Origin of the sequence: Niallia nealsonii (assembly GCF_002835805.1) — a bacterium.
Classification (GTDB): Bacteria; Bacillota; Bacilli; order Bacillales; family Cytobacillaceae; genus Niallia; species Niallia nealsonii.
Window position 1 is genome coordinate 78506 of sequence record NZ_PISE01000011.1, and the last position, 22657, is coordinate 101162.

The following is a 22657-nucleotide window of genomic DNA, read 5'->3' on the forward strand; positions in this document are numbered from 1 at the left end:
ATATTCTAATAGTAAGTTCCAGCGTTTGCAGGTTTGAACTGCGAAGTACCATAAAATCAGAATTTTACGCCATAAAAATTTAAAAAACAGGAAGAATTACGTCCTGTTTCCCCTTTATCTAACATTAAAACACTCTTATGCCATTTATCGATTCACTTGTGTATAAGTTTTATTTTTGAAGAATGTCAATTTAACTTCTCTTATTTAAGTGGTTTTTCCTTTCTTTTAACCGGTTACTTAGGTCCCTTTTTGCCATGTGGTCCTGGTCCTTTTTTTCCGCCTGGCCCCTTCTTTAATCCTGGTCCTTTTTTATCGCCGGATTTTTCTTTTCCTTCAGATTTTTCTTTTCCTTCTGGCTTGTCTTTTTCTCCAGATTTTTCTTTTCCTTCTGACTTGCCTTTTCCGTCAGATTTTTCTTTTCCTTCTGACTTGCCTTTTCCTTCAGATTTTTCTTTTCCTTCTGGCTTGTCTTTTTCTCCAGATTTTTCTTTTCCTTCTGACTTGCCTTTTCTGTCAGATTTTTCTTTTCCTTCTGGCTTGCTTTTTTCGTCGGATTTTTCTTTTCCTTCTGACTTACCTTTTCCGTCGGATTTTTCTTTTCCTTCTGGCTTGCCTTTTTCGCCAGATTTTTCTTTTCCTTCTGACTTGCCTTTTCTGTCAGATTTTTCTTTTCCTTCTGACTTACCTTTTCCGTCAGATTTTTCTTTTCCTTCTGACTTGCCTTTTCCTTCAGATTTTTCTTTTCCTTCTGGCTTGTCTTTTTCTCCAGATTTTTCTTTTCCTTCTGACTTGCCTTTTTCGCTAGATTTTTCTTTTCCTTTTGGCTTGCCTTTTTCGTCAGATTTTTCTTTTCCTTTTGGCTTGCCTTTTTCGCTAGATTTTTCTTTTCCTTTTGACTTGCCTTTTTCATCTACTTCCTTTTTTCCTACCAGTTTGCTTGAGCTTTCTTCAACTGAATTATCAGCCACTTCATCATTACTTTCCGATACAACTGCACTTTCAATATTCTGATTTTCCTCCAAGTGCGCTCACCACTTTCTATAGATATTAGATTATTTCATTATAGATTATGTGAAATAATCTTGTGCCGATTAGGCTCTTATAAGTTCTTTACGAAAATATACTCTTGCCCTACCTGTAACAGCATGAAATGCAAACACCTATTGTCAAAAAATTAATTAGAGAGATATATAATTATGATATCTTATAAAATTTTTATTCAATCGAACGTATACACAAATTAAATTAAAATACTTGAAATGATGGATGTACATGAAGATATTTGAAGATCAAATTCATTTAAATGTGGAACCTAAAGATCCCCTCTCTTATTTGCAGTAAGATTTCATTAAATTGGCTTAATAGCATTGACATTGTATCTTCTAAGTCATAAACGGGTCATTCGAAGGGATATATCTTCAAACCAAATCTTTTAATCAATCCTTATGTGGAAAAGAAGTTTACAGAACGGATGTATAATGATGAAGCCAATTTTTCGTTATTAACAATAGATGAAGCAGCTAAAGCCGATACTCTTCAAAGTTATACTATTAAATATAAAATGGGGGAAGGAAAATTAGATTTGACTAATTTATTTGAGATATTAACATGGGATTGTGATGGAACATGAGAGAAAAACAAGCATGGAAATCTACTCTATTATAACCGGAACCCTATTAAAGGCTACGATATCTTATATGCTAGACTTCTTAATACTTCCGTGTTTCAAAGATTCTATAAGGACAGATTGGAAGAAGTGATTTTTCTGAAGAAAAACAAGCTCTAAGCATTGAATGATTTATTATTTAATCAGTTAAAATCTTGGATTGAGAAAGTCTCTGTATAAAAAGTAAAGCAAACTTTTCAAATTACAAAGAAAATTCATTTGAACATTTATATAAAACTGAAGAAATTAATTGCTAAAAAAATTAACTAGTTCAGCATAACATCGTCCCTAGTTTAGAAGTACACTCAAAAGGCTTATTAAATAATAAACCTAAAATAGGCAATTCCCATAGTACTTTATCTTGCCATGGCACATATAAATACAGGGAAAAACATAATAGGAGGTTATTGTAATATGAATAAAGAAGTGCTTCAATCTTTTGTTGGTAAAGTAGTAAAAGTCAATAGAGGTGGGCCGGAATCTCGTGTCGGCAAATTGCTGGGTGTAGGAGAAGACCATTTTACTATTCTTACAGAACAAGATGGGGTTGTTTATTATCAAACTCATCATATTAAAAGTTTAACAGAAAATGCAAAAAAAGGGATAGAATTTAACGTAGAAATACTAGAAGAACTTGAGTACATGTCAGCACCGACTTTATCAGCAGTTCTTGAAAGTATAAAATACAGTTGGGTAAAAATTAACCGTGGCGGTAAAGATTCCATTGAAGGTGTTTTAGAATCTAGTAATGATGATTTTATTACTGTTGTTTTTAATGAAGAAGTTATTAGACTGTCAATGTTCCATATCCAAAGTATTAGTTATGGCAAGAAGATTGAAAAAGCCAAACAAGAAAACGAAGAAGCAAACAAAGAAAAATCAAAAAACAAAAATAAAAACGAAAAAGAAGATAAATCTAAAGAAGGATAAGCTAACTTATTGTCGCTTCTCTTTTAGAAGCGACAATAAGTTTGAGGAGGTCTTAAGGTGAAAGGGCTTAATTTACCGCGAGCTTTAGATAAACTAAAAGGGTTTAAAATTGGAATTTTCCTTAATACTGATCGTTTTGTTGAGGGTCTCTTATTAGATGTTAAAGATGATCATATTATTCTTGAAATGGACAATAAAATATTTTATTTTCCATTAAATCAAATTCATGCGATTACAAAAAAATCAAAAGATAATAATCGACAGGCTTTAGATACTCCTTACCCAAACAAAAATCATTTAATAGAAGTTTTAAATGATTTTAGGTATAACTGGGTAACCATCAACGGCTTAGGTAACCCAACTTTTACTGGTTTACTAAGCAAAATAACAGAAGAATATATTATGCTATTAAATAATGATGAACAAATCTATATTCAAAAATCATTTATTTCTAATATTTTGAATGGTGTTTATGAAGTAAAGGAGGAGAAAAATACAGTTGAAGAGAATCCCTCTGAAAACAATACTTTAAGGGATAATTCAAAAGAAACGAATGCGGAAAATAAATTAGCTGATCCTCAGGATGAAATAAAAATAACGGACATCAACAATGACGAAGAAATTGCAGATAAAAACACTATTGGTGAGAAAACTTTACAAGCAGCAGAAAACGATCATTTATCTAACGAACATTCAATCCCTTTAGATAATACAAAACTCGCTGAAACATCACATGATTTAGCAGCAGAAATGCTACAAAATCCTAACATTAACAACTTGCTAAACGAGGAAGATTCTATCTTTTCTCAAGATATAAGCAGCACTGATGCGCCCAAAAATGCCATAAAAATAACGGATATCAACAATGATGAAGAAATTGCAAATGAAAAAACTATTGGTGAGAAAAGTTTACAAGCAGCAGAAAACGATCATTTATCTAATGAACATTCAATTGCTTTAAATAATATAGATGAAAATCAAAAATCAGATGAAACATCCAGTGGTTTAGCAGAAGAAATGCCACAAGATAAAAATTCTCAAAATCCAGATCGTAGCATTAACAACTTGCTAAATGAAGAGGAGCCTATTCTTTCTCAAGATCTGAGTAGTTCTTTACCAAATAAATCTTTTATTGATCCTAGTCCTCTTGTTCAATCCTTCATGCCAAAAAACCACAAAAAAAAGAAAGAAGTCGCAGCACACAACTCCCATCCACCAAATATAGCTTTATTCGAAAAGGATTATATTAAGCATCCCCTTAACCCACTAGGCGAATTATGCAGTCGCAGCATGAAAAAGATCAACAAATCATGTAAAAAAGAACCTATGGAATATAAAGCCATTTCTATTAACAAAAAGAAAGATTCTCAACCAATAATCGAAAATAAAATAGATTCAAAAGAACAAAAATACTTGTTGGAGAAACAATATTATTCCCTTATGAAACATGCAGAACAAATGTATTTAAAATTAAGAAAAGAACGTTTAAAAGACTAAATATTAAATGCCACTGGATTGAAAATAAAAGTTATATCATACATTAAAGAAAGTCATCTTTTTCATCATCTAATGCTGAAAAGCTGAATATGTATAGTTGTTCCTTAGAAGCACTGGCAGCTTAAATATTCATCTAAACTTCTAGGATGAAAAATGACTTACCATGCACCACTATTACTAAAGGAGGGAATTTGAATGGATAACTTTAAGAGTTTAATTGGAGAAGAAGTGAATATTGAAATATCTGGAAGAATATTTTTTTCTGGTATACTAATAGACAATGGATTAGATATTTTAGTGCTTTTTAAGGATAAAAAATATCTATATATCCCTCTTATCCATGTCCATAATATTAAAAAAAGAATAAAAAACTATGCAGAACAATCCTTAGAAGCCCCAAAGGATACTATGCTGCCTTTTCAAAATGAAGCGGAGTCTATCTCTTATAGAAAAATTTTAAACAATGCCAAAGGACAATTTGTAGAAATATTTGTAACAGGAAACAAGTCAATACATGGCTACATTACAAGTGTATTAAATGATTATATCGTTTTTTATTCCCCTGTTTTCAAAACAATTTTCATTTCTATGCAACATTTAAAGTGGTTAGTCCCTTATACCACAAATTCCACTCCTTATACTCTAAACAATACAAACTTACCTGTTGTTCCTGCAAGCATCCCTCTAGCTCGGACCTTTGAAGAACAATTGAAGAAATCTATAGGACAATTATTGGTTTTTGATTTAGGCGACAATCCGGATAAAGTAGGGTTAGTAAAAAACATCTCGAATAACATTATAGAAATTGCCAATGCAGAAGGTCTTCCGATTTTTTGGAAGTTATCACATTTAAAATCTGTTCATTTACCATAATTTTCGGAATTATGTTTTTTTATATATAATATTTTCATTAAATAAAATATAACTATAGGTTCCTCTAAGATGGGAATTAATCCTCAGATTTTAAAGAGAAATACTCACATCCAGAGGAAAGAATTACTCAGTAATTTAATGGCTAGAATATTCCGAGGATTATTATTGATACAACTAATTATTGATGACATCAGATTGATTAATAAAAAAATAATTCTATCCATAAATACAAAATTGTTAGTGTGAATAATACAGTTGCAGGAATGGCTATAATAGTAACTTTAAGGTATTTTCCCCAAGTAATTTTAATTTTATTTTGCTGCAGAATATGGAACCAAATTAATGTGGCTAACGTTCCGGTAGGAAATAATAATGATCCAATATCGCTCCCTACAATATTGGCCAAATAAATCGTTTTTAACGTGATTGGATCTAGTCCCATTTCTGTCAATGTTAAAGTCCCAATCATTAAAGCAGGATGATTATTAAATATATTTGATATTATTGATAGAATGGTACCCATAATTATACTTGCATTAAATAAACTATCTTTAACTACCGGTTCCACCACTGTTACTAATAAGTTTGTTAAGCCTATATTGTGTAAACCATACACAATAATATACATATTAAAAGCGAAAATAAAAATGTACCACGGTGTCTTTTTTAACATGTCAATCGGATTTAATTTCAAATAAAGCCAACGCCATATCAACAAAACAATCGAACTTGTAACGGCAACTAAAGATACTGAGATGCCAAGATATGAAGCTAAAAAAAGGAGGATTCTTACGAGTAAAACAAACATCAATACAGAAACCATTAACCTTGTTTGTCGTTTGTATACCTCTTTATTGGGCTCAGACTTTAAGGGGTGTAAAGTGGAAAATTGCGTAAAGTCAATATCTCTTGGAAAATGATAAACTTTTTTAGGCAGTTGTTTGTAGAAAATTAAAAATAATAATGTTGCGAGGAATAATAACCCTAAGGTTCCTGGAATAAACATCATAATGGTGTGCATATAAAGGTCCATCCCAATAATTTTCAACGCGATTAAATTTACAATATTGCTTACTCCTATTGGTGTACTAGAAGCTGTAGCAATGAGTGCACCACTAATTAAATAAGGGAATTTTTGTCTATTACTCATTCCCAAATGCTTTAATATCAGCAATAATACTGGTGTAGTTATTAATATGCTCCCATCATTATTTAAGAAAAGAGTCATTAAAAAACATAACAGATTGCAAAACCAAAAAAGTCTGATTCCAGAACCCTTGGCAGCCTTTAATAACTTGGCAGCTGCCCAGTGGAAAAATCCAATACTCTCCATCGTTAATGCCATTACCATTGTTGCTATTATTGTTAAAGCTGCTCCAGTGACTTTCATGCTTATATCCCCAAGATCTGCTAAAGATACGCTCCCGCTAAATAATATAAGTATTGCTCCTATAGTTGCACTTGTTGCCTCGTTTATACCTTTTGGTCTCCAAAAAATAAGAATCATAGTTATTATGAAAGAGATGACTGTAAGAAGCGGTGTTATGCTTGCCAACTAATACACCCCCTTTTTAGATTACGATTCACAGCTATCACGCTCCTTTAACTGTCTCTAGTAAGTACTTGTACTATATGTATACGCTAATAAAGTAATTGTGATATAAACTATTAACCTAAAATGTTAAAATCAACTATTATCTTTACCTGATACTTGTCATATTAAGTTAGATGCATCATTTAAATTATAAAAAGTCGTTTAAAATGCATGGCAGCATCAATTGTAGATGATTAGAGAAATCAATTGATGAACGTACTTCTTTCCCATTACGTGTGATGTTTGGTGAATATCGTCACCATTCATTAGAAATATGCAATAAAATAGTTTATCTTTCATACAACAAAAAAAGTGCCAAGCAGCCCTACAAAACAGGATGATGTCTGACACAAATTTAAAGATTGTCCTTCTTGCTTTACTACTAAATCTTGAGGTTTATTTATCAAAAGTTCATAGCCATTTATTGTTACTCTAATTGATTCACTAACAATACTTCCTGAAAAAGGGCTGGAAATATTGGTACAAATCAATATATCTATTCCTTTTTGCTACATCACTGATTTTGTTTTTGGCAGCCTTTGCAGGAATTCTTCTCTTTCGAATATCGTGATAGACCATCTCTACAATAATTTGCTGCCTAATCAGCTTGCTATTCTATCAATTAGAATTTTATCCACTATAATACCCTACAATATCCGCCGTTCCTTAATAATTTCCACAAAAAAGATGGTTGAAATACTTTTCAACCATCCCTTTTTGCCATGTAATTTCATTTTAATACTAGCCTCATTTTCTCCATTTAAACGAGTATTGTTTTACGATAGCAGGCTTCACTAATCAGTCTACTTTTGATTTTACGCCAACAGAAGTAGTTCCGCTAAAATACTCTACACGATTCCGGCCCTTGGACTTGGATTCATAAAGAGCACTATCTGCATCTTTCATCAGCTTCTCCATATTTTCAGCCTTGCTAACATTTCCTGTTGTAATGCCGATGCTAATTGTCACCCGATCGGAAAAAGGAGAATACTCATGAGGTATTTCCATTTTAAATACTGCTTTGCGAATAGATTCCGCTAGTTGCTCTACCGCTTTTACATCCAAATCAAATACAGCTGCAACAAATTCCTCCCCACCAAATCGTGCAGAGATACCATCGAAAAAATGAATAGAAGCTTGTATCTTTTGCGCAACAGACTTAAGTATTTTATCACCTTCAAGATGTCCATAATGATCATTAAATAACTTAAAAGCATCAATATCAATCATCATCAAGGTAAGTTTACGCTTTTTATTCGCTCCGATTAAAGTATCTCGGATATATTTCTGAAATCCTCTGCGGTTTGGAATTTGAGTTAACTCATCAATAATCGTCATTTTCTTCAACTGCTTATTAGCCTTAGCTAATTCCTTATTAATCTTTTCATTCTCTTCCATTTTCAAGGCAAGTCTTTCATTGGACTCCGTTAAAAGCAGTTTATTAAAAAAATTAGAAGCATAACTTGTATATAACATTCGCGAAGCCAACCAGCAAAAGAATAAGAATACTGTTAGATTAATATAATGTCCCATTAATATAGCTGAAGAAGGCTGAAAAATTGGCAAACCAAAAAGAAGCACAGTAATTGGCGCTATATACAACAACAAAATCGTCCGGTTGGAAGCATGAAAAAGGACCGATACGCACATAAAATTAACTGCAAAAGCCATAACGTGGCCATATTCTTTTTGGTCCACAAGAGTAACAGCCGCTCCCCATACTAAAAAAAAGCACACAAAAGATAATAAACCTAGTTGAATTCTGTTATAAAATCTTTCGGTATAAGTTTCCTTCTTTTCCATTCTATTAATATATACAAGCATAAAGAAACTCATTAACATCAGAATAAAATATAATACAAAATAAATAGTAATTACAAAATGACCATGATTTTCTTCATAGGATGAAGATATATTCATACATATTAGAATCGCTTCAAATAAAATAACAATCTGTGCAAAAAGCTTGCAGCGCTGCATGTTTTCTTTTAATAAATGCATTTTCAACAATTGTTGTTTTTCACGAGAAACTTGTGGCACGACAAATACATTTTTAAATTTCATAATTAGCCTCATCATAGTAAGATAGTTTCTTTCTTATTATATAAAAAACAAGAACAAGGACATATAATTTTTTTCTAAAATATAGGATAGTATGCTGATTTTTAGATCTAAGTACTTGCTTCATAGCAAAACCCACTAATTTCAAGTAAAATAAACACAAATAATAAAAAAATGCAGACCATTATTTCTTAGCCTCTTCTAAAAGTAATATAGTCTATATTCACCGGTTCCAATCCGTTCTCTCTTAGTCGTTGATTAATCTGCCCTCGATGATACTGACCGTGCAAGGCAATATGTGTCAGTATATCTCCTATAGTATTTTGAAATTCCTTGCCCATGCTGTTTTTATAGAACACCAGAGTATTAGGATCATTATCTGATATACAAGAAAACAACACATAAAAATTTTGATGATTTTGCTTAACCATTTCAGCGCATATCTCTAAACTAGCCTTATCCCAAATAGCTAATGAGGAACTATCTAACCCCTTTAATCTAGTAAACCAGATATGTTCAGATAATAGAATATGTGAAAATAGATGGATCGTTTTTTGACTCTCCCCCTCTATATTTTGCAAAGTTTTAAGTATATTTTGATTTGCCCAATTTAGATGATCAAACATGTTTTGAATTGTTTGCATGCCAGTTGCCCCCTTTTTCTTAAATTATATGTATTCTAATGGAAATATTAAAATAAATTGCCGTGGATCGCCAAATCACCCAAGAAAAACATTCCAACTCTCCTCTTCCTGTTTACGATTCTTTTAAAAGGGAACATCATAATTAGGAGGGATAAAAAATGTTAAACAAAAAACCAACAATCACCACAGTTGCAGTGCTGACAGGTGCGATTCTGGGATTAGGTGCGACATCTTCTTCTCCTATTCAGCCTGCACAAGCAGAAGAAAAGCCTTCGATGGAATCTGCTATCACAAATGAAAAAGCAGCTGAAAAATTAAATCAGCTTTATAATCGAGCATTTATCGGAAAATCGATTTCTTACGCCAGTGATTTTCAAATCAACAAAACAACACAAAAAGAAGTTCACAAAGCGTTAGGCCAACCAATGCCAGCCAATGAAAATAGTGAATTTGACATCTATACCGCTACAATGGGCAGTCCAGGGTTCGGGTTCTCCTACAATGAAAATGGAACGATTCAACAAATCAGATACTTTGGCAGAAATGTGGAAAGACAGCAAGATATCGGCGGTGTAACACCAGCTGTTTTAAGCTCCAAATTAGGCAGTGCAGATAATATTCGCTTTATCAGCAGCACTGGTGAAATGAATTATATTTATAAAACTGGAAAGTATGAGATTCAGTTTGTTATCGGGAGAGACAATACAGTTAGCCATGTGAATTTAATGGTAAAAGAATAGATATAGCATAAAAAGGGTCGCAGTTTTTGCGAGACCCTTTTTTACTTATAAGAACAAAAGCAGATCATTTATCCTCTTCACCCATCCATTGCTTCTTTTTCAAGTCAAAAGATTTCATGCTATCATGCAAAAGAAAATACGAAGGCAACTTCCATTCTTGCCCACCTGCTTTAACCCGACATTGATAAAACCATTCCCCAACTACTTTTTCTTCTGCAGGCATTATGTCCTCTTCTTTTTGTTCATAACAATCATTAAAATCCAACTGATTATCTGGCAGATGAGAGCACTCGAGGTCAGGAAGAATTTCTTCACTCCCTGCAAAAACCATTTTATCTGTCCACTCATAAAAAACTTCATTTGCATCATTTAAAAGATGTCCATTCATTTCACACTTCCTGCTGTTAACCCTTGTAAAAAGTATTTTTGAACAAATAAAAATACTATAATTAAAGGAGCACTAGCCATAAAGGATAAAGCCATTAGTGCATTCCACTCTGTTGTAAATTCTCCAATAAGCATTCCAATCCCAATTGTCAACGGTCTTACTTCTATTGAATTTGTCAAAACAACCGCGAATAAAAATTCATTCCAAGCTAGAATAAAAGTATAGACACCTGTTGCAATTAAACCAGGTAAACTTGGCGGCAAAATGATGTAAAAAAAGGTTTTATACGGTCCACATCCATCCATTTTTGCTGCTTCATCCAATTCAGTGGGGATCGTATTAATAAAATCCCTCATCATCATAATTGAAAAAGGCAAGGCAAAAGATGTATACGCCAGAATTAAGGCAAGATAACTATTATATAAGCCCATTCTTGTTATAAATAAAAAATAGGGAATAACTAAAAGTACCATTGGAAACATTTGTGTAATTAATATATATGCAATTGCGGCTCTTTTTGCTTTAAATTGAAAACGAGAAAAACCGTATCCTGCTAAAGCTGCAAAAAGGACACAAATAAAGGTGACAGAAAGTGCAATAATATAACTATTAATAAATAGTTTTAACAAGTCTTTATTTTCGAAAACAGTTTTAAAGGCATCCAGTGTCCAAGTTTTTGGCAGCAAAGATAAGGGAGCAGCGAAGACCTCTGGATTAGATCGAAAGGAGACGCTAAGCATCCAAAAGATCGGTAAAAGAGCCATGCTTCCTAATACGATAAGAGATATATACGTGGTCATTTTATATCTATTCTTTTTGCCTATCATTCATTTGTCTCCTTTCTAATAGATGCTTTAATATAAAACGATGCAAATAGAATCATAATCAAAAGCATAAATATCGCTGCTGAAGAAGCATATCCAAAATCTAATGTGCGGAAAGCATAATGATATACATATGTTGACAGTATTTCAGTAGCATTCATTGGACCTCCACCTGTCATTAAAAAGACAAGATCAAAAGAACGGAAGTTCCAAATAAATTCAAGAACAATAAGTGTAAAGAGGATTTTTTTTATTTGCGGAATTGTAATAAAAAAGAACTTTTTAAAGAAGCCCGCTCCATCTATTTCTGCTGCCTCATACATATCTTTAGAAACAGTTTGTAGACTTGCCAAAATCATCAGCATCATAAATGGAAAGCCTCTCCATACATTCGTCAGTATAACAGCCAACAGTGCAGTATGCTCATTGCTTAGCCAGGCAATTTGCGACAGTTCGTTGAGCCCTATGCTTTTTAATATAAAATTAAATAATCCAAATGGACTAAACATAAGGATAAATATTGCTGCTACTACAGTTGACGATGTTAGCCATGGAAACATGAGCAATGCTCTAAATACTCCCCGAAACTTTGTATTAATTTGTTGATTTAACAATAATGCAAAAGTCATTCCTGCTATTAGTCCAGGCGCTACACTGCTAAACGTAAAAATGACTGTATTTTTTAATGCATTCCAAAATGCTGGATCGGCCAAAAAAGCTTGGTAGTTCGAAAATCCAGTAAATATAGGATTCGCCTTGTCTGAATAGTCAAAGAAACTCATTTGAATAACTTGAAATAATGGATATCCTGTTAATAGAATAAGCAAAATCATGGCAGGCAATATAAAAGATACTTTTGTAAAAAAAACTATTAGTTTATTATTTTTTGTTGCTTGATTCATAATTTAGCACCTCCTAAAAAGGAAAGGCTCATTTAAGAGCCCATCCTTCTCTCCTTAATTTTCAGCCTTTTCAAAGGCAGCATTCCAATATGATGCTGCATCATTTAATGCTTCCTCCGCAGTCTTTTTATCGTTTAAAAAGTTTTGTACTTCAATAGTAAATTCTTTGCGAAGATCGTTTGCATTAGGCAAGAAGTTGTCAATAACTTCAATGCGATCAACATTATCCGCCTGCTCAATAAACACTTTCAAATAAGGATCTTTTTGGAAGTAGTCATCTTTCATTGTATCTTTATTATATGGAAAGAAATTGGTTGCCTTATCCCATAATAATTGTCCTTCTGCGCTGCCCATAAATTCAATAAACTTCCAAGCAGCTTCTTTATTTTTGCCTTTAGATGCTAAAGTAAGAACAGAACCTTGTGCAATTGTTCCGCTTTGCTCATCCTTTGGCAATGGAACTACTCCAAAATCTAAATCAGGATTTAATCCTTTTTGGATAGCCACTCCCCACGGCCCCTCAAACATGAAAGCTACGTTTCCAGCTGAGAAGTTTGCCCTTTTTTCCTTTTCTCCTGCACTCAATTCTCCAGGAGTGGTTACTTTATGTTCTTTAATCAACGATTTATAAAAGTTTAATGCTTTTATTCCTTCTGGTGTATTAAATGCAGCTCGGTTATTGTCAATAATTTTCCCGCCGGCTTGAAGAATAAAAGGGAATACTTCGTAAGAAATAACTGTTGCTGGTTCTGCCACGATATTACCTGTAAATGCATAGCGATTTTTACTTTTGTCCGTTAATTTAAGAGATGCTTCTACCAGTTCATCCCAGGTTGTAGGAGGTTCTACCCCAGCTTCTTTTAATAGTTTTTTATTATAAAACAGGGCAATGTTTCCATTGGTAATTGGGACTCCATATCTTTTCCCTTTCCACGGCAATGTCATTGGTCCTTCAATTGCTTTTTGATAATCTTCTGAAAGATTATCCATATAGCTATCTATTGGGTCAATAATGCCCGCATCTGCAAATTCAGTGACCCATGCACCTGAGGCTGTAATAATATCCGGTGGCATTCCAGCTAAATCTAGAGATAATAGTTTGTCATGCTCTTGTGCAAACGGTATATCATCTATAATTAATTCAATATCAGGATGTTTTTTTTCAAAGGCAGCCTTCACTTCATTAATTTTATCTGGACCTTGCTCATTGACCCAGTGCTGCAGCCAGTGAATTTGCGTTTTTCCTTCTTTATTCAATTCATTGTCTGTACTTGAATTTGTATTGTTTGATGTAGAAGGTGGAGAACAGGCAGATAATATTAACATTAGGATAATAGGCAAAAATATTTTTTTTATTTTCATATATACATCCCCTTTTTATTTTTCTAACAGAGTAAGCGGTTTCAAAAAAGAATATTCTAAAAGTGGCAATAAATAAGTTTTATATTTATTAGTTGGCATATGTTTTTCTTTATCCCAAAATTCCTTTGGAAATGCTTTCTCTTTTCCTGCAATATTCTCTAAATCTTTTGTAATAATTTCAACATCATATGGTTTATTACTTAATCTTTTTATGCACATCATAACACCAGAAATCCCCTTCATTGCCTGTTCAACTGCTGTTTCACCAAGTATTCTAGCTTCTTTCAAATCCTGCTTGGAGGTAAAAGAATAGGCACTTCTATAAAGAGTCCCAGGTATGGTGATTTTTGTTTTATATCCAAGATTATTGATGATCTGTGCTGCCAGCTGATAGGCAACTCCACCATTATAGCCTGCTCTAGTCGTATTAGCTGAAGCTTCTGATAGGATTCCTTGAATAAAAAAGTGGTCTGGGATAATCATCATTAATTTCCCATATTTTTGATAACTACTTTCTACTTCCTTTAAAATTTGACTTAAAGATTTTTTTTCTTCTGGCAAATAAACGAGCTGGGGATATTGTTCTTCTGAAGATTTTGCTATGGCACTTGCTGAAGCCAGCCAGCCAGTATTTCCTCCCATTGCTTCTATAATTTCAATTTGACCATATGTTTTCATGGATTCCATATCTGTGCCGATCCATTGAACGGCATGGCTTAGGAAATTGGCTGCACTTGGATATCCTGGTGTATGGTCTGTTCCATATAGATCATTATCAATCGTTTTAGGAATATGAATAAACCGCAGTTCTTTTCCCTGATGCTTAGCACAATGATGAAGAGCCTTTACTGTTCTAGCAGAACCATTTCCACCGATATAATAAAACACCTTTATATTAAACGTTTCCATTTTATTGATGATCTTTTCAAGATCTCCCTCTTGTAAAGAGTATCTTGATCCGCCAAGAATTGAACCAGGCTGATTCGAGGCTTTCTCTATTTCCACCAATTTTTTCTCTAACAAAATAAGACGATCATTTAATACTCCTTCTATTCCATTCACGGACCCATAAATATGCTTTATTTGCTTTTCTGCAAATGCTTTTCTCACTGCCCCATATAATGACATGTTGATTACAGAAGTAGGACCACCAGATTGAGCTATTAAAATGTTCATTACATAGATTCATCCTTCCCAACAATAATAAGTTTTGCCTTTTTGCCAAATTCTTTTATTAATTTAGGATCTAATCCATCATCTGTAATGATTGTATGATTTGCCTGAATTTCAGATATTTGAAATGAAGCAATATTATCGAACTTTGCAGAATCTACTAGCCAAAAGATTTCATTCGCTGATTTAAGCAAAATTTTCTTCACATCTGCCTCTAATATGTCATTGCAAGAAAATCCATGCTGTATTGATAACGCTGATGCACCAACAAATACTTTGTCTGCGTAAATATTGCTCAAACTTTGCTCAATCATGGAGCTTATCATTGTGGTTGTACGGGAACGAAATACTCCTCCCATTAATATTTTCGTTACTAAACTCTTATGTTCCAATTCTTCTGCAATATTTACAGCCGTTAAAAAAGCAGTGATTTTTTTGGAGTTATCAATAAATCTAGCCAGATGCAGCATAGTCGAACCTGCATCAATAATAATATTATCTTTCTCTTGTATGAATACTGCTGCCTTTTGTGCTATTCTCTCTTTTTTATCTTTGTTTTTTTCATATTGTTCGTAAAAGCGTGTGTTCAAATAATCAGTTGAACTTGTTGAACTAGTTTCCTTCCATTCTGCTCCCCCTCTTATTTTAGCAATTTTATTCGTGTTTTTTTCCAAATGTTCGATGTCGCGTCTAGCAGTTACCTGTGAAATGCCTAATTCATTTGCCAAATCCATTATACTTACGGTTTTTGATTTTTTAATCATCTCTAACATTAAATCGTGTCTTTTTTTGGTAATCATAAGTAACTCCTACTCTTCATTTTCTACTGACCAATGATGTATTTTCACAATCAATTTTTTCTAGATGATAATTTTATTTGCTCTCTATAAAAAATGATGCATTTGTTAAAAATATGATTAATTTTCGAAAATAAATGATCAGAAAATTCCCCCAAAAGAAATTTACAAATCAAAAATTATCATTTATGCTAAAAAAGCAATCAGAAATAACTGCTCCTATCAAATTTTTCTATTCTGCTTTTCTCTTTTCCACTAAAAATGTATTCGTTTTCATTGTTAAAAATTTCCAATAATCCACGTATACCCTTGCCTTATGATTACCTTAATAGACAAATAAAATATGATTAATAATCAAATATTGGAGGATTCTATATGAGATTAGTTAAAATGACACATATGCTAAATGAAGCAAAAAGGAATAAATGGGCAGTAGGCCACTTTAATATGATCAATATGGAATTTGCCCAAGCAATTAGTGAAGCTGCAAATGAAGCAAATACTCCTGTAATTCTTGGTGTCGGAGAAGCTACCATTCAATATATGGGCATGGACTATGTAGTGGCTATTGCAAATAGTGCTGCAAAAAATAGCCATGTTCCTATTGCACTGCATTTAGATCATGGAAGCAGCTTTGCGATTATTATGAAATGTATTCGTGCAGGATTTTCTTCCGTTATGTTTGATGGCTCCCGCTATTCCATGGAGGAAAATATTCGTTTGACACAAAAAGTTGTAGAAGCAGCACATGCAGCAGGTGTATCGGTAGAGGGAGAATTAGGAAGCATTGGAGGCACAGAAGACGATATTACAATAGATGAAAAAAATATACAATTGCCCACTGCCAAAGAAGCTATTGACTTTTGGCGGCAAACTAGGGTGGATGCTCTTGCAGTAGCAGTGGGAACGGCACATGGCATGTATAAATCGGAACCAAACATAAGATGTGATATCATAGCTGAAATCTCAGCAAATATTGATGCTCCTCTTGTACTTCATGGTGGATCAGGAGTGAAAGATTCTGTAATTGAAGACGCCATTTATTCAGGTATTGCCAAGATAAACGTGAATACTGAAAATCAAGTTGCTTTTACAGAGAACATTCGCAGAACCTTGTTAAACAAATCTGAAATATATGATAGTAGAGATTTTCTGCGAGAAGGACGTGATGCAGTGAAAGAAATGGTTAAGTCAAAGATTAAACTTTTTACTATGTGCAAGAAATAAAATCAGATGCTAAAAAACATTAAAGTGAATATAATTTCTCTTAAAATAATTTGTAGTGATGGTATAGAGAAAACAAATTAAAAAATATCAGGAAAGTATCTGGAGTTCCACATACTTCCCTGTTTAGATTATTTCATTTAGCTTTATCTATTTTTCTACTATAATATAGGCGTTACTCCATGTGTCTCATCAACATGAATAAACGCATCGTAACGCTCTGAAACTTTAGAGGGAACATAATTTCCATAATGTTCGACTTCAGGATCATAAACTACTCCAATTGCTCGATGGCCAATGGTTTTATTAAAAAAATGACGATTCTCCTCAGTAAATTGAATATATTGATTAAATGCTCCGGCGCGGTGCAGCTTTTCTTCCCAAGTATTTCTTTGGGCATTTGGAACCGCCATTTTTTTATGGGGAGCTCCCCAACGATCTGCGGCAATAACGGTTCCGCTATACGTTCCAAATCCGATTGCATAGATATTTTCTTTTCCGTATTTCTCCCTCGTTATCTGTCCTACATTTTCTAATCCTTCCTTTTCCATGCTTGTGGCACGGGCATCGCCAATATGAGTGTTATGTTCCCATATAATTCCTTTCGCATCCTTATTATAAAAGTTTCCAATCAAATCTAATGTCTCCACCATATGGCGATCTCTTATATTCCATGAATGAACATCATCTGTAATCATCGCTTTATAATAAGCTTCCGCATTTTTTGAAACTAATCCGTTTATTTGCAGATTCAAAAAGTTCTCCGCATCATCTTGTTTATAGCGATTGCTGTTGGAAATAATGGCTTGCAGCAAATGAAGTACTTCTTCCCGGCAACTTTCTCCTAAAAATGCAGCAGACATTCCATATTGCTCTGCCCTTTTATTATAAGGTTCAAAACACTCGATCGCCTTTAATGCTTTTTCTAAATCAGGAGAATCAGTTTCTTTCAGGTAGGATACAATAGCTTCAATCGATTCCCATAAACTATAGACATCTAGCCCATAAAATCCTGCTTTATTTGAAGACTTGTTTTGATTATATTCTGTTAGCCACTCAAGAAGAGGAATCATTTCTTCATTTGCCCACATCCATGTTGGCCATCTGTGAAAGTCCTTAAGCACCTCACGTACGGTAGAGTATTCAGATCCACCTTTAATATATTTATTTACTTCATAACAAGAAGGCCAGTCTCCCTCCACTGCAACAAAAGAAAACCCATAATCCTCTATTAATTTTTTGGTGATTTCCGCACGGATGCTATAAAATTCAGACGTTCCATGTGTGGCTTCACCAAGCAATACATATTTCGCTTTACCTGCATCTCTAATAAGATTATCTAAATCACCGGCATTCTCAAAAGTTTTACTGTATTTTTGTATATTTTTTATTTCATCACTAGCCTTAATCAGCATTATATTCCTCCAGAATTTATATTGTTGTATGAATAATTGAATTAAAATTTTTAGGTAAGTCTCTTCTAAAATTAGCTTGTTCTTAAAGAAAGATTGTATACAATATTTGAGTTTGCTTAAGAAGCAATTCAATAAAGTTCTATTCATTTGGGAAAGATGTATAACCATAAATAAATATGATTTTTAAACATTTTATGCAAACTTATGAATATTCCGGGCACAAAAAAAAGCCCACAGCTTCATGCTGTACGCTTTGTTAAATAGCAAATGCGTGATTTCCAATCGTTTTGATTACTTCTCGTGTTTCAATCCAATCACTTGTTGCCGTTTCAGGATTGTAAAAGTATAGCAGTTCATCATCCTTTTGTTGATTAGCCAAAGCTACTTGAACTGCTTTATATGCTTCCTTATCATAAGCTTCATTGATAGATCCATTTTGAACAGGAGAAAATGCATTCTTTTCGTAAATAACTCCCTTTACAGTATCAGGAAATTCTTCGTGTTCTACACGATTTAATACAACTTTGGCAACTGCTACTTTTCCGGCAAATGGTTCACCCTTTGCCTCTGCATGAACAAGATGGGCAAGCAATTTTTTATCATTATGGGAAATCTTTAAAGAATTATCTTTCTTTTCATCAGCAGCCTTTGCCGATTTTACTTTTTTATCTGCTGCCTTCTTTTTGCTATGCTCTTTTTTCTTCAATAGATGTAATTTTTTATCTTCAGCTTTAGCAGTCTTTTGCGATTTAGAATAACTAGTATATGAACTAATGGCTAGTATAATTAACATAGCAATAATAAATAATTTTTTCATTATAAAACCTCCTGTTTGTTTTTTAGTATCATAACAGGCGCGTTTTATAAGACTAACATGCTTAACAAAGAAACACATTAGTAGATTATTGGCAGTTTTTCCAGCAGGCAAAGTTCTTTATTCTCTACTCCTAAAAAAACACTTAAAAATTAATATCTAAAATCCCATTAGTTCATATTCAATTCATAACTTCTTTATATACTCCTTTTGTAAAAGAATTTTGAGAGGAAGTATTATAATGAAAAAAATAAAAAAACAAACTGGCTGGCGCCCATTTTTCCAACTAGTAAAGCAAACAAATCCTTCTAAAGTCATGATTGGAATTGCTTTATTATTAAGTTTAGCAACTACTGGTGTGGGTTTATTAGTCCCTTTATTCACCAAAAATCTTATTAATGATTTTTCCCTTAGTTCCCTTAGTCCTAGCCGTATTGCCATGCTTGTGCTGGCAATAATTGTTCAAGCATTAGCTAGCGGATTTTCCATTTATTTATTAAATCGTATTGGCCAATCGGTAGTTGCAGGCATTCGTGATCAGCTTTGGAAGAAATTGCTTGTCCTTCCTGTCAGCTATTTTGATGAGCATCCATCTGGAGAGACAGTAAGCCGCATGACAAATGATACATCTGTTGTAAAAGGCTTGATTTCGGAACATCTTGCTAATTTTATTACTGGAATTATTTCCATTATCGGCTCTATTATTGTGTTAATTGTATTGGATTGGAAAATGACATTGCTAATATTTATTGCCATTCCTCTTTCAGCATTAATCCTAGTTCCTCTAGGCAAAAAAATGCATCAGATCTCAAAAGACATGCAGGATGAAACAGCATCCTTCACCTCTATTCTGCAGCAGGTTTTGTCAGAAATTCGTCTTGTGAAAGCTTCTAATGCAGAAAAATTAGAATATGAAAATGGAAAAAAAGGCATTATGAACCTTTTTGCATTTGGTTTAAAAGAAGCAAAAATTCAAGCTTTGATTGGGCCATTAATGAGCCTTGTTATGATGGCATTGCTGGTGCTGATTTTAGGCTATGGAGGAATGCGCGTTTCTACTGGTGCAATAACAGCTGGAGCACTAGTTGCATTTATCATGTATCTTTTCCAAATCATTATGCCAATGGCTCAATTAGCGCAATTTTTCACACAATTTCAAAAAGCAACAGGTGCAACAGAACGCATTCGTACTATTTTAGATGCAGAGGTGGAAAAAGACGGAAATCAGCTTGCGGAAAATATGAATGAAACCATCTCCATTAACAGTATCCATTATCATTATCATAATGGCGAAGAAGTGCTAAAAGATATCCATTTTAATATAGAAGCAGGTAAAACCACGGCAATTGTCGGACCTAGCGGCAGCGGAAAAACAACCCTTTTCTCCTTATTTGAACGTTTTTATTCACCGCAGCAAGGTACTATTTCTATAGGAGGAAAATCAATTCATGACTTCTCCTTGTTTTCTTGGCGAAGTCAAATTGGCTATGTTTCCCAAGAAAGCCCTATTGTAGCAGGGACAATTCGTGATAATATTTGCTATGGGCTAGATCGCGTAGTTCCAGAGGAAGAATTGCAGGAAGTAGCTAAAATGGCTTATGCTGACCAATTTATTTCTGAACTGCCAAATGGATTTGATACAGAAGTTGGGGAAAGAGGCATGAAATTATCAGGGGGACAAAGACAAAGAATCGCGATTGCACGGGCGTTTTTAAGAAATCCAAAAATATTAATGCTCGATGAAGCCACATCAAGCCTTGACAGCAAATCAGAAAAAGTCGTACAGCTTGCATTAAGCAATCTCATGAAAGGCAGAACGACCATTGTTATTGCCCATCGCTTATCAACTATTATTGACTCTGATCAAATCATTTTCCTCGAAAAAGGAAAAATCACTGGTAAAGGCACACATGAAGAGCTCTTTAATACACACTCCTTATATCGCGAATTTGCCCAGCAGCAATTACACATGCTTAAATTAGCTTAACTTTCGGAAAGGAAAGAGCCTATATGACCAAAATTTTAATAGTGGATGATGATTCCCATATCCGGGAACTCATCCAGCTTTTTTTGAAAAAAGAGGGATTTGACCTATATGAAGCAGATGATGGGATTCAAGCTTTAACACTTACAGAAAAGGTGAAAGTCGATTTAGCCATTATTGATATTATGATGCCAAATATGGATGGGTGGGAACTATGTCAAAATTTAAGAAGTTTCAGCGATATTCCTATTTTAATGCTGACGGCAAAAAGTGAAACATCACAAAAAGTAAAAGGTTTCGGTTTAGGTGCAGATGACTATCTTGTGAAACCATTTGAACCAATCGAATTGGTTATGCGTGTCAAAGCATTATTAAAACGCTATAATATTACCATTTCACAAACATTAACAATTGGAGACCTAAAAATGAATCGGAGCACATATGAAATTTCTTACAAAGACCAGGAATATACCCTCCCTTTAAAAGAATTTGAACTGCTGTTTAAACTAGGCAGCTATCCGGGAAAAACTTTCTCCCGGGAAGAACTGATTGAAAACATTTGGGGTTATGACTATGAAGGCGATGAACGGACTGTTGATGTTCATATTAAACGAGTAAGAGAGAGATTTCCAGAGACATCCTCCCCTTTTCGAATTAAAACGATTTGGGGACTTGGGTACCGTTTAGAGCTGAAATCGATATGAATATGAAAAAACGTTTTAAACATATAGTTGGCATACTGTTTTTTTTATCCTTTACAACATTTAGCTTTTCGGCAGGATACTATCTTATTCAACTCCTGCCTATAAATTTGCCAAACTATATACACTATCTGGCAACGATTTTATTAAGCCTTCTCATCATGTTTCTTCTTGGCTATTTGATTCATTTTTTCCATCATTCTAAACGCCAGCATTTTGTTCAAGAAATTATTGCCGCTTTAAGAAAAATCGCAAATGGCGACTTTAATGTGCAGCTAGACTTTGAACTAGATGAACAAAATGAAATAAGTGAACTTATTGGCCATTTTAATCATATGACAAAACAATTAAAACAAATGGAAGAAATGCGGCAAGAGTTTATCTCCAATGTATCACATGAAATACAGTCGCCCCTTACATCGATTGTTGGCTTTGCTCAAGCAATTCAATATAATGAACTAACATTAGAAGAAAGAAATCATTATCTCACTATAATAGAAACAGAAAGCAGGAGATTATCCAAACTAAGTGATAATCTCCTCAAACTAACGTCTCTTGAATCAGAACAACATCCATTTGAGAAAAACAGTTACCGGCTGGATCAGCAAATTCGGCATATTATTTTAGCATGTGAACCAAATTGGACAGAAAAAGAATTAGAAATGGATGTATCATTAGACAAACTATTCATCACTGCAGATGAAGAATTAATGAGCCAAGTATGGACAAATCTCATCCATAACAGCATTAAATTTACTCCAAGCGGCGGGCAACTTTCCATTCGTTTACAACTAATAGAACATCAGGCAGTCATCTCGATAACAGATACAGGAATCGGCATTTCAGAACAAGACCAGCTTCATGTATTCGAGCGATTTTTTAAAGCAGACTTGGCAAGAGACCGAACCAAAAGCGGCAGTGGTTTAGGGTTATCCATTGTGAAAAAAATTGTAGAAATGCACGAAGGACAAATATCGGTTGAAAGCAAGTTGGGGGTAGGGACAACGTTTAAGGTTGTACTTCCTATTCTGTAAATCTAAATAAGCAAAAAAGCAGATTTTGTCGTCT

21 protein-coding genes are annotated in these 22657 nt (G+C 33.7%); 9 read left to right on the forward strand and 12 right to left on the reverse strand.

All coding sequences use genetic code 11. The annotated features are described in order from the left end of the window. Nucleotides 1-233: 233 nt before the first annotated feature. On the reverse strand, nucleotides 234-1022 hold the full coding sequence (locus CWS01_RS05155; protein WP_101176029.1) for a hypothetical protein: 789 nt from the start codon (nucleotides 1020-1022) through the stop codon (nucleotides 234-236). 449 nt (nucleotides 1023-1471) lie between these two features. Here CWS01_RS05155 and CWS01_RS22245 point away from each other — a divergent pair, with 449 nt between their 5' ends. From CWS01_RS22245 to CWS01_RS05170, 4 genes are all read left to right on the forward strand, one after another. Then, nucleotides 1472-1630, forward strand: coding sequence for a hypothetical protein (locus CWS01_RS22245; protein WP_157827547.1), 159 nt, complete (start codon nucleotides 1472-1474; stop codon nucleotides 1628-1630). Between the two features lie 450 nt (nucleotides 1631-2080). Then, nucleotides 2081-2596 (forward strand): hypothetical protein, encoded by a 516-nt coding sequence (locus tag CWS01_RS05160; RefSeq protein WP_101176031.1) that lies wholly within the window; start codon nucleotides 2081-2083, stop codon nucleotides 2594-2596. 57 nt (nucleotides 2597-2653) lie between these two features. After that, nucleotides 2654-4093 carry a DUF2642 domain-containing protein gene (locus tag CWS01_RS05165; RefSeq protein ID WP_101176033.1) on the forward strand — a complete coding sequence of 480 codons (1440 nt, stop codon included), beginning with the start codon at nucleotides 2654-2656 and terminating at the stop codon, nucleotides 4091-4093. A 195-nt stretch (nucleotides 4094-4288) separates the two neighbouring features. Further along, nucleotides 4289-4966 (forward strand): DUF2642 domain-containing protein, encoded by a 678-nt coding sequence (locus CWS01_RS05170; protein ID WP_101176035.1) that lies wholly within the window; start codon nucleotides 4289-4291, stop codon nucleotides 4964-4966. A 199-nt stretch (nucleotides 4967-5165) separates the two neighbouring features. Here the strand turns inward: CWS01_RS05170 and CWS01_RS05175 are convergent, their stop codons facing one another. From CWS01_RS05175 to CWS01_RS05190, 3 genes are all read right to left on the reverse strand, one after another. Further along, on the reverse strand, nucleotides 5166-6521 hold the full coding sequence (locus tag CWS01_RS05175) for an arsenic transporter (protein WP_407938536.1): 1356 nt from the start codon (nucleotides 6519-6521) through the stop codon (nucleotides 5166-5168). Between the two features lie 837 nt (nucleotides 6522-7358). Further along, entirely contained in the window at nucleotides 7359-8624 is a 1266-nt protein-coding gene (locus tag CWS01_RS05185; protein WP_157827556.1) for a GGDEF domain-containing protein, read from the reverse strand. Nucleotides 8625-8812: 188 nt separating this feature from the next. Then, on the reverse strand, nucleotides 8813-9265 hold the full coding sequence (locus CWS01_RS05190; RefSeq protein ID WP_101176041.1) for a DinB family protein: 453 nt from the start codon (nucleotides 9263-9265) through the stop codon (nucleotides 8813-8815). A gap of 158 nt (nucleotides 9266-9423) precedes the next feature. Here CWS01_RS05190 and CWS01_RS05195 point away from each other — a divergent pair, with 158 nt between their 5' ends. Further along, nucleotides 9424-10005: a YjgB family protein gene (locus tag CWS01_RS05195; RefSeq protein WP_101176043.1), complete on the forward strand. Its 582-nt coding sequence runs from the start codon at nucleotides 9424-9426 to the stop codon at nucleotides 10003-10005. A gap of 64 nt (nucleotides 10006-10069) precedes the next feature. Here CWS01_RS05195 and CWS01_RS05200 read toward each other — a convergent pair whose 3' ends face one another. Genes CWS01_RS05200 through CWS01_RS05225 form a run of 6 tightly spaced genes read right to left on the reverse strand, consistent with a single transcriptional unit; the run spans nucleotide 10070 to nucleotide 15454 of the window. Then, a complete protein-coding gene (locus CWS01_RS05200; protein WP_101176045.1) occupies nucleotides 10070-10393 on the reverse strand; it encodes a hypothetical protein in 324 nt (107 codons plus the stop codon). Next, nucleotides 10390-11220 carry a carbohydrate ABC transporter permease gene (locus tag CWS01_RS05205; protein WP_101176047.1) on the reverse strand — a complete coding sequence of 277 codons (831 nt, stop codon included), beginning with the start codon at nucleotides 11218-11220 and terminating at the stop codon, nucleotides 10390-10392. The genes CWS01_RS05200 and CWS01_RS05205 overlap by 4 nt, the downstream gene beginning before the upstream one ends. Beyond that, the gene (locus CWS01_RS05210) at nucleotides 11217-12119 is read right to left on the reverse strand and encodes a carbohydrate ABC transporter permease (protein ID WP_101176049.1); all 903 of its coding nucleotides are present in this window, start codon (nucleotides 12117-12119) and stop codon (nucleotides 11217-11219) included. The genes CWS01_RS05205 and CWS01_RS05210 overlap by 4 nt, the downstream gene beginning before the upstream one ends. Nucleotides 12120-12173: 54 nt before the next feature. Then, on the reverse strand, nucleotides 12174-13481 hold the full coding sequence (locus tag CWS01_RS05215) for an ABC transporter substrate-binding protein (RefSeq protein ID WP_101176051.1): 1308 nt from the start codon (nucleotides 13479-13481) through the stop codon (nucleotides 12174-12176). A gap of 15 nt (nucleotides 13482-13496) precedes the next feature. Beyond that, nucleotides 13497-14657, reverse strand: coding sequence for a diphosphate--fructose-6-phosphate 1-phosphotransferase (locus tag CWS01_RS05220; protein ID WP_101176052.1), 1161 nt, complete (start codon nucleotides 14655-14657; stop codon nucleotides 13497-13499). After that, nucleotides 14657-15454, reverse strand: coding sequence for a DeoR/GlpR family DNA-binding transcription regulator (locus tag CWS01_RS05225; RefSeq protein WP_101176054.1), 798 nt, complete (start codon nucleotides 15452-15454; stop codon nucleotides 14657-14659). Before CWS01_RS05225 ends, CWS01_RS05220 begins: the two co-directional genes overlap by 1 nt. 372 nt (nucleotides 15455-15826) lie before the next feature. Between CWS01_RS05225 and CWS01_RS05230 the strand changes: the two genes are divergently transcribed. Beyond that, nucleotides 15827-16678, forward strand: coding sequence for a class II fructose-bisphosphate aldolase (locus CWS01_RS05230; RefSeq protein WP_101176056.1), 852 nt, complete (start codon nucleotides 15827-15829; stop codon nucleotides 16676-16678). A 158-nt stretch (nucleotides 16679-16836) separates the two neighbouring features. Here the strand turns inward: CWS01_RS05230 and CWS01_RS05235 are convergent, their stop codons facing one another. Both CWS01_RS05235 and CWS01_RS05240 read right to left on the reverse strand, forming a co-directional pair. Continuing rightward, nucleotides 16837-18087 (reverse strand): erythromycin esterase family protein, encoded by a 1251-nt coding sequence (locus CWS01_RS05235; RefSeq protein ID WP_407938538.1) that lies wholly within the window; start codon nucleotides 18085-18087, stop codon nucleotides 16837-16839. 259 nt (nucleotides 18088-18346) lie between these two features. Beyond that, nucleotides 18347-18907 carry a cell wall hydrolase gene (locus CWS01_RS05240; RefSeq protein WP_101176059.1) on the reverse strand — a complete coding sequence of 187 codons (561 nt, stop codon included), beginning with the start codon at nucleotides 18905-18907 and terminating at the stop codon, nucleotides 18347-18349. 238 nt (nucleotides 18908-19145) lie between these two features. Between CWS01_RS05240 and CWS01_RS05245 the strand changes: the two genes are divergently transcribed. Genes CWS01_RS05245 through CWS01_RS05255 form a run of 3 tightly spaced genes read left to right on the forward strand, consistent with a single transcriptional unit; the run spans nucleotide 19146 to nucleotide 22623 of the window. Continuing rightward, entirely contained in the window at nucleotides 19146-20891 is a 1746-nt protein-coding gene (locus tag CWS01_RS05245; protein ID WP_101176060.1) for an ABC transporter ATP-binding protein, read from the forward strand. A gap of 23 nt (nucleotides 20892-20914) precedes the next feature. Further along, on the forward strand, nucleotides 20915-21592 hold the full coding sequence (locus tag CWS01_RS05250) for a response regulator transcription factor (RefSeq protein WP_101176062.1): 678 nt from the start codon (nucleotides 20915-20917) through the stop codon (nucleotides 21590-21592). Next, entirely contained in the window at nucleotides 21589-22623 is a 1035-nt protein-coding gene (locus CWS01_RS05255) for a sensor histidine kinase (RefSeq protein WP_235851978.1), read from the forward strand. Before CWS01_RS05250 ends, CWS01_RS05255 begins: the two co-directional genes overlap by 4 nt. Nucleotides 22624-22657: the final 34 nt, after the last annotated feature.